The sequence below is a fragment of the Nocardia sp. Marseille-Q1738 genome (assembly GCF_965283145.1).
Genome location: NZ_CBDIMS010000009.1, coordinates 252,195 through 267,497, shown reverse-complemented (window position 1 = coordinate 267,497; position 15,303 = coordinate 252,195). Strand labels below are relative to the sequence as shown.

Here is a 15,303-nt window from a genome sequence, read left to right as displayed (position 1 = left end):
GCGGCGTTCCTCGGTCGCGTCAACCACGAGTCGTCACCTCCTCGGCACGCGGCGCCGCCAGGACGAACGACGGGCAAGTGTCAGGCACGGATGATCGCCTCCTCGGCGGCGTCGACGGCGGTGGGCTCGGACTCGAGGTCGGCGCCGCCGCGCGACCGCGTCGCGATGCGAGGGTCGAGCAGCGGATAGATCAGGTCCACGGCGAGGTTCACGCTGACGAACACCACCGAGGTGAGCAGCACGATGCCCTGCACCACCGGGATGTCCTGGGCCAGCACGGCGGTCTGGGTCAGCCGCCCGACGCCCTGACGGGCGAAGACCGTCTCCACCACCACCGACCCGGCCAGCATGTTGCCGACCAGGACGCCCGCGATGGTGAACGCGGGCACACTCGCCGGGCGCAGCACATGGGTGCGCTGCACCCACCAGCGCGACCCGCCCTTGGCCAGCGCCACGTCGACGAACGGCTGACGCCACGTGGTTTCCAGCCCGGCGGTGAGCACCTGCGCGATCACCGCGCCGATCGGCAGGGCAAGGGTGAGCGCGGGCAGCACCGTGCCTGCGACGCCGTGCCCGCCGAACGCGGGCGCCAGCCGCCAATGGAACGAGAACAGTTGCAGCAACAGCAGTCCGGTCCAGAAGGTCGGCACCGACACCCCGAGCGACGGCAGCGCGGCCAGGGCGTTGCGCAGCCACGGACGGCGGGTGTAGGTGGCCGCGAACGCGACCGAGACGCCGCCGAGGACGGCGAAGAGCAAGGCTGTGCCGGTCAGTGCGAGGGTGGCGGGCAGCGCGTCACCGATCGCGTCGGTGACGGGCTGCCCCGTGGCGATGGAGCGCCCGAGATCGCCGCGGACGGCGTGCCCGAGCGCGCCCAGATACTGGTCCCACAGCGGCCGATCCAGCCCGTAGCGCGCTTGCAGCTCGGCGATGGCGGCCTTGTCCACCGGCGTGCCCGCGCCGCCACCGTCGGCCGCGATCGAGACCGGGTCGGCGGGCAGCAGGTACAACACCACGAACGACAGCGTGAACGCCGCCCACAGCACCCAGATCGCCTGCAGCGCCCGCAGGACCAGATAGCGCGCCATGGGCTACCGCCCGCTCAGCCAGGTGTCGAAGAACTGCAGCCGCGCCGAGGCTTCGAACTTCAGATCGTGCGTGTTCGCCCCGGCCCCGATCGCCTGGGACAGCTCGACGGTCGGGATCCACAAGCCCGCGTCGAGTATCTGCTGTTGCGCGGTGCGGATCAGCGCGTTGCGCGCCGCGGTGTCCACGGTGCTCAGTTGCCCGGTCAGCGCGTCGTCCAGCGCGGGAATCGGCTCGCGGGCATTGAGGTTGCGGCCGTCGACCGCGAACGAGGTGCGCAGGATGTCGCCGTCGGCGCGGGTGCTGTTGTAATAGGCGGTGTCGAAGTTCTTGGCGTTCTGCCGCGCCGTGGTCTCCGCGGCCGACACCAGATCCAGCTTCAGCTCGACGCCGACCTGCCGCAGCTGCTGCTGCACCAGCTCGATGATCGCCTGGTTGCCGGCGAAGACCTGGCTGAAGAGCACCGAGAACGACAGGCGCTCACCGTTCTTCGCCCGGATGCCGTCCGCGCCGGGTACCCAACCCGCTTGGTCGAGGATGCCGCGCGCCTTGCCCGGATCGTAGGCCAGGCGCGCCGAGAGATCGGTATAGCCGGGGGTCTTACTGGCCAGCGTGCTGGTCGCGGGCTTGAACTGGGGACCGAGCACGGTGTCCACCAGTTGTTTGCGGTCGATGGCGGGCAGCAGCGCCTGGCGCACCGCCGGATCGCGCAGCGGTCCGCGAGTGACGTTGGGCTGGAACCCGAACGGCACGCCGGGATTGGCGGTGCTGAGCACCCGTCCGCCCCCGGCTTCGATCTGTGGCGCGTCCTGCGGCAGCGCGTCGCTGATCGCGTCCAGCTGCCCGGAGGCGAGACTGCCGGTGCGCACGCCGGATTCCGGCACCACGGTGAACTCGATCTTGTCGAGGTAGGCCTCGCCGCGGTGCGCGAACACCGCCGATCCCCAGCCGTAGCCGGTGCGCTTGGCCAGCGTCACCGCCGCGTCCTGGCGGTAGGACGCATAGGTGAACGGACCGCTGCCCACGTTGTCGCCGAGGCAGCGCTGCTCGGCGGGCTTGGCCGTGGTGACATCGGCCAGGATGCCGAGCTGCGTGGTCGAGGACGCCTGCAGGAACTGCGCGTTGGGCTTACTGAACTCCACCCGCGCGGTGCGCCGGTCGACGGCGGTGGTACCGACGTAGTTGGTGAGGTAGCTGCTGCCCAGCGGTGCTTTGCCGGAACCGAGCTCGATGATCGAGTCGAACGTATTGCGCACCGAGTCCGCGGTGAGCGGCGTGCCGTCGCTGAAAGTGACGCCGTCGGCCAGGTGGAAGGTGAACACCTTCGCGTCCGGGCTCACCTCCCAGCGTTGTGCCAGCCACGGCTTCAGCTCGCCGGTGGCCGGATCCTGGTCGGTCAGCGAATCGACGATCTGCCGGGCCACGTAGATGGTCTGGTTGGTACCAGCCTGCGCCGGGTCCGAGCAGGTCGGCGCCTGGGACAAGCCGTAGCGCATGGTGCCGCCGGGCTGGGGCGGGCCCGCGTCGCCGGGCGCGGCCGAATCACTGCCGCAGGCGGCCACCGTGGTGGCCGCGGCGAGCGCGCCTGCCAGCGCGAGGATTCGGTGACGGGATCGGTTCACGGGGCAACTCCAGATACTTCGGTGTGGGCGAGCTCCTCGCCCGGTTCGGGATCGGCGTCGGCGATGCCGGTCGCCAACGGCCGGCTGGGAATGCGGCGGCGCAGTTCGGGCGCCACCTCGGCCTGGAACAGCTCCAGGCCGTCCAGGTACTGCCGTTCGGGGCGCCCGTCGCGTTCGGCGGACAGATGGATCACCTCGTGGCCGAGCCGCTCGTGCTGGCGGCCGACCTTGTCGATCACCTGCTCGGGGCTGCCGATCAACGCCGAGCTGCGCGTCACGAAGTCGTCCAGGGTCTCGAACACGACGGGCAGCCCGAGCTTGCGCGCCAAGGCCAGTCGCGCCTGGAAGATCGGCGCGAAAGCCGTCCGCGCCTCCTGCGAGGTGCGGGCCACCTGGAATCCGGCGGTGCCCGCTCCGACGAGCGCGTCGGCTGGGTCGTTGCCGTAGAACGCCCAGCGCTCCCGGTAGTGGCGCACCAGCTCGGCGTAGGGCTCGATCGGATTGGTGACGTTCGCCGAGAACAGCGGATCACCGTGGCGCGCGGCCAGTTCCACCGACTCGCGGCTGGTCGCGCTGCCGTGCCAGATCCGGATCTTCGGCTGCAACGGCCGCGGCAGCGCCTTGGCCTCGCGTAGCGGCGGACGGAACCGACCGGACCAGGTGACGCTGTCGCTGTCCCACAGTGCCCGCAGCAGCTCGTAGCCTTCGCGATTGCGATCCCACTGGTCGTCGGGGGTGACGTGGAACAGCTGCGCCTGCGCGGCGCCGTTGCCCTTGCCGATGATCAGCTCCAGCCGGCCGCCGGCGAGGTTGTCCAGCGTCGAGTAGTCCTCGAAGGCGCGCACCGGGTCGAGCAGGCTCAGCGTGGTCACCGCGGTGAACAGCGTGATCCGCGAGGTCACGGCGGCCAGATGGGCGAGGAGCACCGGCGGCGCGGCGGACAGGAACGGGTCCTCGTGCCGCTCGCCGACGGCGAACCCGTCGTAGCCCAGCTCTTCGGCCAGTCGCGCCTGGCCGACGACATCACGCAGGCGCTCGCGGGTACCGGGCAGGCGGCCGGTCCGTGGGTCCGGTACCCGGGTGACGAGGGTGAACAGCAGGAACTTCATGCGGTCGCTCCGAAACTGGCGGCGGGCAGGTGTTTTTCGAACGGGTGCGGCCCGATCTGTTCCGCGGGCAGGTCCGGGTCGTAGAGCGGGAGGTAGCCCGCCGCGAGGTAGAGACCGACGGCTTCGGGCTGGCGCGGTCCGGTGGTCAGGTAGACGCGCCGGTAGCCGCGGCGGGTGATCTCGGCCTCCAGCTGGTCGAGCACGAACCGCCCGAGCCCCTGCCTGCGGTGCTCGCGGGAGGTCCAGATCCGTTTCAGCTCCGCGGTCCGCGCGTCGAAGCGCTGAAACGCGCCGCCCGCCACCGCCTCCCCGTCCCGGGTGACGACCAGCAGGGCGCCGTGCGGCGGCGCGAACGCCGTGGCCGGGTGCTCGCGCAGCGAGGCGTGCACTTCGCCGGGCGTACCGCCGTAGCGGCTGCTGTATTCGAGCGCGAGTTCGGCCAGCAGGGGTGCGGCCAGCGGGTCGTCCTGGGCCACCCGGTGTACGCGCAGTGTCGCGGTCGAAAGCTGCTTGGTCACCGGCTCACCGCTTCTTCGGCAGGCCGGGCGGGTTGATCCGCGACTCGGCGACCGTCTCGCTGTGCAACCCCCAGCGGTCGATCACCTGCTGGTAGGTGCCGTGCTCGATGGCGTGGGCCAGCGCGTGCTGCACCGCCCTGATCAGGCCGTTGTCCTTCTTGGTGAGCACCGCGATCTCGCCTTGCAGCGCCTCGCCCGCGCCGGAGAAGGTGCCCACGATCTTGGTCTGCTTCGCGGTGGCCGCGTGGTAGATCGCGGTCGGGTTGGGGCCGAGATAGCCGTCCAACCGCTGCGAGGCCAGCGCCAGGTAGTAGTCGGTGGTCTGCTGGAAGTAGGCGATGTCGATCGGCGGAAGGCCCTCGGCCCGGTTCTGCTCGTTCCACTTGACCAGCAACTGTTCCTGGTTGGTGCCGCTGCCCACGCCGATCCGCTTGCCCGCCAAGCTGGTACGGCCGGAGTACTCCAGCGTGCTCTGGATCGGCACCTCCAGAGCGACGTTGTCCTTGCGGTAGGTCGCGAAGTCGTACTTCTCCTTGCGCTCCTCCGTGACGGTCACGTTGGAGACGAACGCGTCCACCTCGCCCGAGTCCACCCGCACGAAGTTCTGCGACCAATCCGCCACCTGCGCGTCGAGTCGCAGGCCGAGGATGTCGGCGATCAGCGAGGCGAAGTCGACTTCGGAGCCGACCACGGTCTTGTCGTCGGTGGCGTAGAACCGCAGCGGCGGCGCGGCGCCGGCCGCGCCGGTCACGATCAGCGTGCCGCGATCGCGGATCGCCTGCGGCACTTCCGCGGCGATGGCGTCGACCTTCGCGGCCCGGACGCGACCGGGCTGGGCGGGGGACAGATCGAAGGTGATCGACCCTGCGGGCTGCGCGGCGGAATCCGCCTCGGGTTCGGTGCAGCCGGTCGCCAGCAGCACGACCGCGGTCGCGGCGGCGGTGACCAGGGTGGAAAGCTTCATCGGATACCTGTTCATCAGCGGACTCGGGAAAGGAAGGCGCGGGTGCGCGGGTGTTCGGGCTGGACGAGGACCACCGAGGGCGGGCCCTGCTCGACGATGACGCCCTCGTCGAGGAACACCACGGTGTCGGCGACTTCACGAGCGAAACCGATTTCGTGCGTGACGATCACGAGGGCGGTGCCGCCGTGCGCGAGGTCGCGGATCACGTCGAGCACCTCGCCGACCAGCTCCGGGTCCAGCGCGGAGGTCGGCTCGTCGAACAGGATCACGCGCGGCCGCAGCGCCAGCGCCCTGGCGATGGCCACGCGTTGCTGCTGCCCGCCGGACAGCCTTCGTGGATAGGCATCGGCGAGCTGTCCGATGCCGACGCGCTCGAGCAGGTCCATGGCCTCCCGCTCGACTTCGGCGCGGTCACGTCGCTGCGCGGAAAGCGGCGCGAGCGTCACGTTGCCGAGCACCGTCAGGTGCGGGAACAGATTGAACTGCTGGAAGACGAATCCGATCCGGGAGCGCTGCTCGCGCACCTCCCGATCCGGCAGCGCGTGCAGCCGGTTGCGGCGCAGGCGGTATCCGATCAGCTCGCCGTCGATACGCACGGTGCCCGCGTCCAGCGATTCCAGGTGATTCACCACGCGCAGCAGGGTCGACTTACCGGAGCCGGACGGGCCGATCACCGCGACGACCTCGCCGGAGCGCACGGTCAGATCGATGCCGCGCAGAACCTGATGCATGCCATAGGATTTCCGGACGCCGCGAACCTCGACGGCGGGCGTGACGGTCATCGGGTCGCTCCGCGCGGTGCGGCGGAGCCGATCTCGGCGACTTCCCGCAGCTTCCGCCACGTGCGCTGGAGCGGCGTCGGCGGCGGGGTGCGGTGCGCGCCTTTGGCGTAGTGGCGCTCGATGTAGTACTGCGCCACCGAGAGCACGGTGGTGAGCACGATGTACCAGACCGTCGCGACCATCAGCAGCGGCACCACTCGCCCGTTGCGCCCGTAGATCACCTGGACCTGGTAGAACAGCTCCGCGATCGCCATCACCGACACGATCGAGGTGCCCTTGAACAGGCTGATCACCTCGTTGGTCGCGTTCGGCAGGATCGAGCGCATCGCCTGCGGGACCACCACGGTGCGGAACTGCCGCAGCCGGGGGATCCCCAGCGCGGCGGCGGCTTCCAGCTGGCCCGCGTCTACCGAGATGAATCCGGCGCGAATGATTTCGGCGGAATACGCCGCCTGGTGCAGAGCCAGGCCGATCACGGCGGCGGTGAAGCCGCTGATCACGCCGTTCACCTCGAAGGTGAACAGCGCCGGGCCGAACGGGATGCCCACCGAGAGCGTCTGGTACAGGTAGGCGATGTTGAACCAGAACAGCAGCTGCACGATCAACGGGATGGAACGGAACGCCCAGATGTAGACCCACGAGATCACCCGCAGCACCGGATTGTTCGACAGCCGGGCGACCGCGAGCGCGGTACCGAGCAGGAACCCCAGCGCGGTGCCCCACACGGTGAGCTCCAAGGTCACCCGCAATGCCGCCAGCACCGATTTCGCCGTGATGTACCGCGCGAACGTCGGCCAGTCCCAGCCGGGATTGGTGGCGAGGCCGTGCGCGAACTGGGCCAGCAGGATCAGGGCGACAGCACTGACCACCCATCGCCAGGGATGGCGGGTCTTGGCCACGGTGGGCGTTTCACCCCCGCGAGCGAGGGCGGGTGTGCTGCGCTCACGCCATGGCGGGTCGTCGATGATCACTTCGGTTCCTCCATCGGTCCCGGCGGAAGCACCCGCACCCGGTGACCGGGGGGTTGCTGCGACGTCGACGAGCCAGGTCTCTCGGTCGCTCTGGATGGTTGGTGCCGGCCCCCGTCAGCCGATGTCGGGGTCGAGCCGAATCATGATGCCCAGCAAGCGAACCCCTGGACAAGAGAAGTAATCACCGTGAGCGGAGATCTTGTAGCGCCCGGATTCATCGGATATTTGTAGTAGCCAGGCGTGCGCTGCCGGATCGATCCGGCAGCGGTTGGCGTCGCGTCATCGCCGGACGGGTGCGTGGCGCCGAACAGTGGCGGCCCGGTGCAGCATACGGCTCGCCCGCCGGGTCGAATCAGCGCCGTCGATCCGATCCGGGCAAACTGGACTGCTCCGAAATTGCTGTTCGCAATATCGGCTGTTGACTGCGTTTGCCGGAGTACTGTGCCCCTCGATCGTTCCGCCGATGAGGAGGTTTCGTGATCATGTTGCGCCGTCTGACCATGTTGTCCGTTGTCGCGACCGGCTCGGTCGCTCTCGCGCTCGCGGGACCGGGCGCCGCGCTCGCGGCCCCGGACGTCCCGGCTCCCGCATTCTCCGACCACACCACGCAGACCGCCGCGCCCGGTGACCTGTGGGGCATCTACAATTCCGCGGTCAACGCGCTCCGCACGCTCGGCATCGAGCCGTTCCTGTATCCGGCCGCGGCGGCGTTGTGCCTCGACAACACGACCCTCGGCCTTGCGCCCGCGGTGGCCGGCTCCATTCCGGGTCCGTGGCCGAAGAACACCGTGCAGATTCCCGGCCTCGACCTCAACGCCGTCAAGGCGGGGCAGGCCATGTTCACCTTCGTGCCCTACGGGCTCGGGGCGGACGGTTCGAACACCGCGGGCATGCAGGTCGCCTGGGTCAACCTGAACACCGGGCGCAGCGGCACGGCCAGCATGGGGCCGCTGTCGGAGGTCGCCCGCGCGATGATCCCCGCCGCCGTTCCGCCGGAGCTGCGGCCCGCCGCGGAGCAGGCGATCCGGGACTTCCTCTTCGCGTCGCTTCCGATGGGCGGCGTGCGCGCGGTCCCGGTGGACACCGGCCGTGGCACCGTGCTCGCCGCGGTGTTCGGCACGGTCCAGAACGGCGCCAAGTCCTGCCACTTCCTGCCGACGGTCGGAATAACCACCGTGCCATGACATTCGGTCGGCAACCCTCGCGCTGACCATGGCGTCGGTCGCCGGGGCACGGTCGTCAGGGAGCGTCAGCGAGCGAACAGATGGATACAGCCGAGCTCTCGCTCGTGCCGGAGCTGAGCGTCAGGGAGGCGCGGCATGAGCGAGCGTCGGCGAGTGAGCCGATAACATAGCGTGCACTCGCGCACGACGGAGTCGAGCGCCAGTAAGACGCAGTCGTGAGCGCTATTCCAGAGGGCGACCTTTCCAGCGCACCGTGCCCCGGCGGCGGGCACGGTGCGAACGCGCCCACAGCAGCAGGTACGCGCCCACCGACAGCGGATGTGTCAGGGCGGCAAGGACATCCGTGTACCGGAGCGGTCCCCCGGTTTCCGTCGAGCGGGCCAGCAGCCGGCCCGCGACGGCGGCGAGATAGCCGAGCAGGCCGCTCCGCCGGACCGGGCCGCTGCCGAGCACGGCGGCGGCGGGCGGCAGCCAATAGACAAGGGCAGCAAGCGCTCCCACCGCGGCCCCGCCCGTTATCGTGCCGTCGTAGGCCGACCAGAGCCAGCGGGTGTAGCCCGCGTCCAGCTCGCTCGCGCCGCGGTACATCCTGGTTCGCGCGAGCGGCCCCGCCGCCGCCAAAGCCGTGAAGTGACCGGCCCGGCGCAGCGTGCGTGCGATCTCGAGGTCCTCGGTGACGCTCCCGGCCACCGCGGCGTGGCCACCCACCGCGCGGTACGCGGCGTTGTCGAACACGAGGAATTGGCCGCAGGCCACCGCCGTGGACGGGCGCAGGCTCCGATCGGCGGCGTTGATCGGCAGCGTCGAGGCCCACGACCAGCACAGCAGGGGCTGCACCACTGCCTCGGCCGCCGACCCGGCCAGCTGGTGCGGCCACGGCGAGACCAACGCGACGCCACCTGTGCGCAGAGCGCCCACCGCCGCCGCGAGAGCCGTCGGGGCCAAGCGCACATCGGCGTCCAGGAAGACCAGCACCGGCGTCGCCACACCCTCGGCCAGCCGCACGCAGGCCGCCGCCTTGCCGGTCCAGCCGGGGTCGGGGTCGGACTCGGTGCGCAGCAAGCTGAATCGGGGATCGCCATCGATCGCCGCGCGTGCGGCGGCGGAGGTGTCGTCGGTGGACCCGTCGTCGAGGATGCGCACCGCCAACCGCGGAACGCCCAGCTGGGCGCGCAGATCGGCGATCAGATCAGGTAGCCGGTCCGCCTCGTCGCGCGCCGGGACGCAGACGGTGACCGGTTCGATCACCGTGGTCGGCGTGTTCGCCAGCCGCGGCACGGTGAACCGGTTGTATAGCGCGACACCGGCGCCCAGCACCGCAAGCGCCGTGGCGCAGGTGGGCAGGATGGAGTTCGCGCGCAACGTTTTCGGCCTATCGGCACTCACCATGGGCGCCACGCTATCCCGGCGCACCGACCGTCCGCTCAGCGATTCTGCGTTACCGAGCGCCACCAGCGGTTCAGGGAGAACCCTTCCGGCGCGCCGGGCGGGGCGGGGTTGCGGTCCAGGTACGCCAAGGCGGCGATGATGGCGGCCACCGCGAGGGTGATGCCGCCGACGATGCCGGCCCAGCCCGCGAACGAGCGTGTATTCGGGTCGGCGTAGCTGACCTCGGCCCGGAGCGTGGAGACGTCGCCGGGCGGCAGCTTCCAGGAGACGACGTTGTCGCCCTCGCGGCTGCCATTGGTCTTCGCGACCCGGGCCGGGAACGCGATGGTGAACTGCACGTCGGAGCCGTGCGGCGGAACGGATTTCAGGTCGACCCGGCCGGTCAGGCTGACCAGGTCGCCGGTGCGCTGGAACTGCAACTGGAACATGCCCTGGGTCTGCTCGGACAGCTGCCCCAGCTGTTGCACCTCGCCGAACGACAAGTCCTCGAAGAACACCTGGCTGCCCGAGTATCCGTCTTGCGCGTACGGCTCCACCCGCACCTTCGCCGCCAGCGATTCGGGCGCCTTGAGCTGCGGACCCTTGTCGTCGGAGCCGGTGGGCACCACGGCGGCGACGATCCGTCCGGACACCCGGTCGTTGGACGACAGGCCCATCGACACCTGCACCCGCAGGCAACTCGCGAGCACCGGGACCAGCAACGCCGCCAGCAGGACGGCCGCCGCGACCCGCACGCCGCGGCGTGGGCGGCCGCGTTGCGGGCGATCCGGGGCATCGGGCATCGTGGTGACGGGACTCGGCTGCACGGGTGACATCGTGCCAGGCCATCGGTCCGGAATGAAACGCGCCAGTCGGGACGCGCGTCGGCCGGACAGTGGCCCGAGGACGGGCGTGTGTCGCCGCAAGCCGTGCTCCGTCCGGCCCGGCGTTCTGCTTGCTCGCTCGGCGGCGCTGCGGTCATGGGCGGGGATCCACCTGCCGCAGCGAGCGGGCCGGGCCTGGTCAGCGCCGCGCGCGAGTCGAGACGGCCAGCAGGGGCACGCCGAGCACACCCATCCCGACCAGGCCGTAACCCGCGGACGACGGCAGGCCGAGGAACGCGGCATGGGCCAGCGCCGACCCCAGCCAGGTCCACAGGAACAGCGCGACCGGCACGGCGAGCTCGCCCGCGCGGCCGCTGGGCCGCCGCGACGGAACAGGATCGGGCGCCGCGTGTTCCCAGACCGCCAGCAATGCCGCCATCACGAGCGCGACACCGAACCAACCCAGATAGTTCGTGTACGGAATCTGCGTCAGCCCGGGCAGGCCGGAGCCGGTGTCGCACCAGGTCCACTGCCCGTCGGCGACCATCTGCGGATCCAGGAACAGATCCCAGCCCACCGCGCCGATCGCGGTCAGCGCGATCCGCGACGACGTGCGTCGCGACACCATCCCGGCCACCACCCACACCGGATACATCCCGCCGGTCCAGGCCAGCGCGACGATCAACGGCACGTCCAGCAGCGCGGGACCGAGCCGATCGGCCGCGTAGGCGTAGCAGCCGAACGGCACGCCCGTCGCCGTGCCGATCACCTCGGCCAGCAGCCCGATGCCGGAGACGAGCGCCAGAAAGCCGAGGGCATACCGGATTCCCCTGGTCGCGGTCGCATGCGCCAGCGCGGCACCGGCGGAAAGCAGCACGACCACGGCGGTGATCCGGTCGCGCGCGCCGCCCACGGTGAGCGGATAACCGATCTGGGCGACAACCGTCAGCGCGACTAGGAACACCGGTAGGAGAAACCGCCCGGAGCGGAACCAGCCTGCGGGATGCTCGGCGGTTTGTGCGGGGCGTTCGTGTGTCGGTTCGGTCCGGCCTGCCGCTGCGTGCGGTGGGTCATCCTGGTGCGTCGCCCGAACCGTGGACGTCGGCAGCGATGGTGTGAGGTGTTCGTGTGTCGGTTCGGTCCGGCCTGCCGCTGCGTGCGGTGGGTCATCCTGGTGCGTCATCGCCGAACCACCGCGGACGTCGGCGTCGATGGTGCGGGGGTGTTCGCGCGTCGCTGCGGTGTGGTGCGGCGAGTCGCCCGAGCCGGTCATCGCCCGAACCACCGCGGACGCCGGTGCCGGCGCAGGTCGCGCAGCGCGAGCCGGGCGGCGGTGCGGCCGCTCGCCCCGGAGACGCCGCCACCGGGATGAGTGGACGCGCCGGTCAGATACAGTCCCGGCGCGCCGGGCACCCGCTGCCGGGACAGTTCCGGCAGCGGACGCCACAGCATCATCTGGTCCAGTGACATCTCCACGTGCATGACGTTGCCGCCGACGAGCCCGAGTTCGCGCTCCAGGTCCACCGGCGTCTGCACGTGCCTGCGCAGCACCGCGTCGGCGAAACCGGGTGCGTAGGAATCGACTTCGGCGATGATCCGATCGCCCTCCCGCTCCGCGAGCGCGGCCCAGTCGCGGCCGTCCGCCAGCCGGTACGGATGCCACTGCGCCCACAGCGACAGCTGGTGCTCGCCCGGCGGCGCGATGGTCGGATCCAGCGCGGTGAAGCTCATCGCCAGCACCACCGGCCGTGGTGGCAGCTCCCCCGCCAGCGCCGCGCCATGCGCGCGGCGCAGGTGCGCTCGATCGGACACCAGGAATTGCAGGCCGTGAGCGGAGTCCTCGATCGGGCTGCCCGGGTAGCGCGGCAGCGCCTCGGCGGCGACCCGCACCACCATCCCGATACCGGGACCGACCCGGATGCGCCGCCGCCAGTCGTCCAGCCGGGCTGCGTCGAACCCGCCGTCGCGCAGCAGATCCAGCGTGGTGAGCACGTGGGTGCCCGCGATCACGATGTCGGCGCGCAGTTCTCGGCCCGACGCGGTGCGCACGCGCCAGCCGTCGTCTACGCGCTGCAGAGCGGTCACCGCGTCGTTCGCGTGCACCACCCCGCCGTCGGATCGCAGCCGCGCGACCAGGGCCTCGGTCAGTGCACCACTGCCGCCAACGGCGCGGCCCGGTGGCAGCGTGTGCAGAAGCGCGGCGAAGCCGACCATCGGCGCCGTGCCCGGCTCCGACATCGGCGGACCGGATTGCGCGCCGAACCAGGCCAGCGACGCTTTCAGCCGTTCGTCCTCGAAGAAGGTGTCCAGCAACGCGTCTCCGGATTGCAGGAACTCACGCGACAGCGCGCTCCCGCCGCCTTTCGCGTCCAGCCCCCAGAACGACCGCACCAGCCTGCCCGGCGTGGGCCCGCCACCGAACGCACGCATGACGCGGGCGCTGCGCGGACCCCATACCTGGACGAACCGGCGATACGCCGCCGCGTCCCGCGGGCCGCAGGCCGCCGCGATCGACGCGCACGTCGCGTCCAGGTCACGGTGGAACACGATGGCCGGGTGGCCTGCCCACGCGGGTGTGAATCCCCATGGGTCGCAGTCGATGTAGCGCAGCCCGAAGCGGTCGAGCTCCAGCTCCTCGATGATGCCGGTGTGGCGGATCATGATGTGCGCCGAGGAGCCGCGATCGACCCGATGGCCGGGGAACCGCTCGACCGTCGACACCGCGCCGCCGAGCACGTCGTCGCGTTCGAGCACGTCGACCGCGTGCCCGGCGCGGGCCAGGTAGCACGCGGCGACCAGAGCGTTGTGCCCCGAGCCGACGACGACTACCGACACGTCACCCTCATAGCGGCAGCCGCCGGCCGAGGATCGCGAACGGCCGGTTGTCGCCGGCGAACACGAAGTTGCGGACCACGTCGGTGAATCCTTCCCTGCGGTACAGCCGCCAGGCGCGGTTGTCCTCGCCGTCGACCTCGGGGGTCGACAGCAGCACGGCGCGCTCGGTCCGGTCGCGCAGCAATCGTTCCAGCAGCGTGGCGCCGATGCCGCGGCCCTGCGCGGTGGGATGCACATGCAGTTCGGTCAGCTCGAAATAGTCCGAGAGCAGTTCGCGCGCGGAGTGCTCCGGCCAGCCCGAGCGTCGCATTCCGCTGTGCACCTGCTGGTGCCACCACTGGTGGGCGGCGCCGCGGTAGCCGTAGGCGATTGCCACGATGGGCGCGCTGCGCAGATCGATCCGGCCCGAGTCGTCGGGCACCATCGCGGCGACGGCCTGCCAGCCGGGCCGGGTGGTGTGCTCGGTCCACATCGGAGCGCGATGGTGCTCGGTGCCGCGCGGATAGTCCATCGCCGCGACGTAGACCGCCAGCGCGTCGTGCAGCCGGGAGCGCAGCGCCGCCACCGAGAGGTCGACGACGGCGGGTGCGGGAGTGTGATTGGGCTTGACGGCGGTCATGGCTCTCGTCGGTCGCGCGGACGCGGAAGTTTGTCGGTGGGCGTCTCTATATTCAAGCTCAATTCAAACGTTCGAATACCTGTTCGGTCCGAGCGGTGCTGGAATGCGGTGTGGCACGCCGTCTCCAGTGCGAACGCGGACCAGGGTGCGCGAAGTGGAGGGACGGCGATGTCTGGTCGAGTGGAACACCCGGGGCAGCCCGGCCGGGCCGGCAAGCTGCTGGAGCGGGCGGACGGTTTGCTCATGCAAGCGGCGGGGGAACGAGATCCGCGGGAGCGGTTCCGCACCGCCTACCTGGCCGCGCTGCGTGGTGCGGGCGCGGTGCTCGCGCTCACGGGCGCCGACGCGGCGCCCCGGGCGCGCTCGCGCAACGCGTGGGTACTCCTGCAGCGCGCCGCGCCCGAGTTCGTGATGTGGGCCGACTACTTCAGCGCGCGCTCGGAGATCCGGGCCGCGCTGGAGGCGGGTCTGGACCGGAATGTCGACGATCACGAGGCCGACGAGTTCGCTTCCCGGGTGGGGGCATTCCTCCATGACGTGGAAGATCTCCTCTCGGCGTCGGCCCGGCTGCGACCCGCGCCGGGCTGGACCGGCGGCATGACCGCTTGAGTTATCGTCGACGGACTACGTCCGACTGCGCCCATAAGGTGGTCTGGCCCTGATCGAACTCGTATCATTGGTGTCAGATAGCCGCCAAGGTCGGCTATCTGTCGCCTACCCGGAGGCGACAGCCACGTCCTAGTGCCGGGGGAGGTACCGTGCCACTCTCCGAGCACGAGCAGCGCATGCTCGAACAGATCGAGAGCGCTCTCTATGCTGAGGATCCCAAATTCGCCTCGTCCGTCCGCGGCGGACGGCTACGTTCGACCTCGAGTCGTCGCAGACTCCAGGCCGCGGCGTTGTTCGTCCTCGGCCTCTTTCTCCTCGTCGCGGGAATCGCAGCGCCCGTGAAGCCCGGCGGCTTCCCGATCATCAGCCTGATCGGGTTCATCGTCATGTTCGGTGCGGGCGTGCTCCTGCTACTGGGCACTTCCAAGAATGCCGCCAAGAACGACCGGTCCGGCGGTGGCGACACCTCCTCGGGCGGCGGCTCGGGCGGACGTGGACGCCAGCGCAAGTCCGGTGGCTTCTCCGAGCGCATGGAAGACCGCTTCCGGCGACGGTTCGAGCAAGAATAGCTCGCCCGTAGCCTGACAACTTCAGCACAGACGGCGACGCCGCACCGCGATGGTGCGGCGTCGCCGTCTCATGCGTGTGGAAACCGGCCGCGCGGATGATCTTCGGGCGGGACTTCCCGCTTCCCCACACCTCCCCACAAACTTCCCCCACCAGGCCGCCCGTAGCGGTCCGCGCCCGGCGGATCAGGGCGTTTGCTGGGTGTTTTCGGGCGTTTGTCCCAGGGGGCGGCGCGTGTCGGCAGA

At 70.5% G+C, this 15,303-nt stretch carries 15 protein-coding genes and 1 riboswitch; of the genes, 3 read left to right on the top strand and 12 right to left on the bottom strand.

What is annotated here, in order from left to right:
• Positions 1 to 80: 80 nt before the first annotated feature.
• Genes ACWPXK_RS27930 through ACWPXK_RS27900 form a run of 7 tightly spaced genes read right to left on the bottom strand, consistent with a single transcriptional unit; the run spans position 81 to position 6,980 of the window.
• Positions 81 to 1,088: an ABC transporter permease gene (locus ACWPXK_RS27930; RefSeq protein ID WP_454199134.1), complete on the bottom strand. Its 1,008-nt coding sequence runs from the start codon at positions 1,086 to 1,088 to the stop codon at positions 81 to 83.
• Between the two features lie 3 nt (positions 1,089 to 1,091).
• On the bottom strand, positions 1,092 to 2,708 hold the full coding sequence (locus ACWPXK_RS27925; protein ID WP_454199133.1) for an ABC transporter substrate-binding protein: 1,617 nt from the start codon (positions 2,706 to 2,708) through the stop codon (positions 1,092 to 1,094).
• Positions 2,705 to 3,817, bottom strand: coding sequence for an LLM class flavin-dependent oxidoreductase (locus ACWPXK_RS27920; RefSeq protein ID WP_454199132.1), 1,113 nt, complete (start codon positions 3,815 to 3,817; stop codon positions 2,705 to 2,707). Before ACWPXK_RS27920 ends, ACWPXK_RS27925 begins: the two co-directional genes overlap by 4 nt.
• Positions 3,814 to 4,335, bottom strand: coding sequence for a GNAT family N-acetyltransferase (locus tag ACWPXK_RS27915; protein ID WP_454199131.1), 522 nt, complete (start codon positions 4,333 to 4,335; stop codon positions 3,814 to 3,816). The genes ACWPXK_RS27920 and ACWPXK_RS27915 overlap by 4 nt, the downstream gene beginning before the upstream one ends.
• A 4-nt stretch (positions 4,336 to 4,339) precedes the next feature.
• On the bottom strand, positions 4,340 to 5,299 hold the full coding sequence (locus tag ACWPXK_RS27910) for an ABC transporter substrate-binding protein (protein ID WP_454199130.1): 960 nt from the start codon (positions 5,297 to 5,299) through the stop codon (positions 4,340 to 4,342).
• 14 nt (positions 5,300 to 5,313) lie between these two features.
• Positions 5,314 to 6,081 carry an amino acid ABC transporter ATP-binding protein gene (locus ACWPXK_RS27905; protein ID WP_454199129.1) on the bottom strand — a complete coding sequence of 256 codons (768 nt, stop codon included), beginning with the start codon at positions 6,079 to 6,081 and terminating at the stop codon, positions 5,314 to 5,316.
• The gene (locus ACWPXK_RS27900) at positions 6,078 to 6,980 is read right to left on the bottom strand and encodes an amino acid ABC transporter permease (RefSeq protein ID WP_454199159.1); all 903 of its coding nucleotides are present in this window, start codon (positions 6,978 to 6,980) and stop codon (positions 6,078 to 6,080) included. Before ACWPXK_RS27900 ends, ACWPXK_RS27905 begins: the two co-directional genes overlap by 4 nt.
• Before the next feature lie 79 nt (positions 6,981 to 7,059).
• A riboswitch (SAM riboswitch) is annotated at positions 7,060 to 7,153 on the bottom strand.
• Between the two features lie 381 nt (positions 7,154 to 7,534).
• On the opposite strand from ACWPXK_RS27900, the gene ACWPXK_RS27895 reads away from it, so the two are divergent.
• On the top strand, positions 7,535 to 8,236 hold the full coding sequence (locus ACWPXK_RS27895; RefSeq protein ID WP_454199158.1) for a hypothetical protein: 702 nt from the start codon (positions 7,535 to 7,537) through the stop codon (positions 8,234 to 8,236).
• Positions 8,237 to 8,458: 222 nt separating this feature from the next.
• Here ACWPXK_RS27895 and ACWPXK_RS27890 read toward each other — a convergent pair whose 3' ends face one another.
• From ACWPXK_RS27890 to ACWPXK_RS27870, 5 genes are all read right to left on the bottom strand, one after another.
• Entirely contained in the window at positions 8,459 to 9,625 is a 1,167-nt protein-coding gene (locus tag ACWPXK_RS27890; protein WP_454199128.1) for a glycosyltransferase, read from the bottom strand.
• Between the two features lie 35 nt (positions 9,626 to 9,660).
• Positions 9,661 to 10,440 carry an LppM family (lipo)protein gene (locus ACWPXK_RS27885; protein WP_454199127.1) on the bottom strand — a complete coding sequence of 260 codons (780 nt, stop codon included), beginning with the start codon at positions 10,438 to 10,440 and terminating at the stop codon, positions 9,661 to 9,663.
• A 187-nt stretch (positions 10,441 to 10,627) separates the two neighbouring features.
• On the bottom strand, positions 10,628 to 11,392 hold the full coding sequence (locus ACWPXK_RS27880; protein ID WP_454199157.1) for a carotenoid biosynthesis protein: 765 nt from the start codon (positions 11,390 to 11,392) through the stop codon (positions 10,628 to 10,630).
• Positions 11,393 to 11,697: 305 nt separating this feature from the next.
• Positions 11,698 to 13,263 carry a phytoene desaturase family protein gene (locus ACWPXK_RS27875; protein WP_454199126.1) on the bottom strand — a complete coding sequence of 522 codons (1,566 nt, stop codon included), beginning with the start codon at positions 13,261 to 13,263 and terminating at the stop codon, positions 11,698 to 11,700.
• A gap of 7 nt (positions 13,264 to 13,270) precedes the next feature.
• Positions 13,271 to 13,882, bottom strand: coding sequence for a GNAT family N-acetyltransferase (locus ACWPXK_RS27870; RefSeq protein ID WP_454199125.1), 612 nt, complete (start codon positions 13,880 to 13,882; stop codon positions 13,271 to 13,273).
• Positions 13,883 to 14,050: 168 nt separating this feature from the next.
• Here ACWPXK_RS27870 and ACWPXK_RS27865 point away from each other — a divergent pair, with 168 nt between their 5' ends.
• A complete protein-coding gene (locus ACWPXK_RS27865) occupies positions 14,051 to 14,491 on the top strand; it encodes an SAV_6107 family HEPN domain-containing protein (protein ID WP_364336373.1) in 441 nt (146 codons plus the stop codon).
• Between the two features lie 149 nt (positions 14,492 to 14,640).
• Positions 14,641 to 15,060: a DUF3040 domain-containing protein gene (locus tag ACWPXK_RS27860; RefSeq protein WP_454199124.1), complete on the top strand. Its 420-nt coding sequence runs from the start codon at positions 14,641 to 14,643 to the stop codon at positions 15,058 to 15,060.
• Positions 15,061 to 15,303: the final 243 nt, after the last annotated feature.

What these genes read in the sequence shown, in the direction of transcription:
- ACWPXK_RS27930 (WP_454199134.1), bottom strand. Translation starts at nt 1,088, where the DNA reads ATGGCGCGCTATCTGGTCCTGCGGGCGCTGCAGGCGATCTGGGTGCTG.
- ACWPXK_RS27920 (WP_454199132.1), bottom strand. Translation starts at nt 3,817, where the DNA reads ATGAAGTTCCTGCTGTTCACCCTCGTCACCCGGGTACCGGACCCACGG.
- ACWPXK_RS27910 (WP_454199130.1), bottom strand. Translation starts at nt 5,299, where the DNA reads ATGAAGCTTTCCACCCTGGTCACCGCCGCCGCGACCGCGGTCGTGCTG.
- ACWPXK_RS27905 (WP_454199129.1), bottom strand. Translation starts at nt 6,081, where the DNA reads ATGACCGTCACGCCCGCCGTCGAGGTTCGCGGCGTCCGGAAATCCTAT.
- ACWPXK_RS27895 (WP_454199158.1), top strand. Translation starts at nt 7,535, where the DNA reads ATGTTGCGCCGTCTGACCATGTTGTCCGTTGTCGCGACCGGCTCGGTC.
- ACWPXK_RS27890 (WP_454199128.1), bottom strand. Translation starts at nt 9,625, where the DNA reads ATGGTGAGTGCCGATAGGCCGAAAACGTTGCGCGCGAACTCCATCCTG.
- ACWPXK_RS27885 (WP_454199127.1), bottom strand. Translation starts at nt 10,440, where the DNA reads ATGTCACCCGTGCAGCCGAGTCCCGTCACCACGATGCCCGATGCCCCG.
- ACWPXK_RS27870 (WP_454199125.1), bottom strand. Translation starts at nt 13,882, where the DNA reads ATGACCGCCGTCAAGCCCAATCACACTCCCGCACCCGCCGTCGTCGAC.
- ACWPXK_RS27865 (WP_364336373.1), top strand. Translation starts at nt 14,051, where the DNA reads ATGTCTGGTCGAGTGGAACACCCGGGGCAGCCCGGCCGGGCCGGCAAG.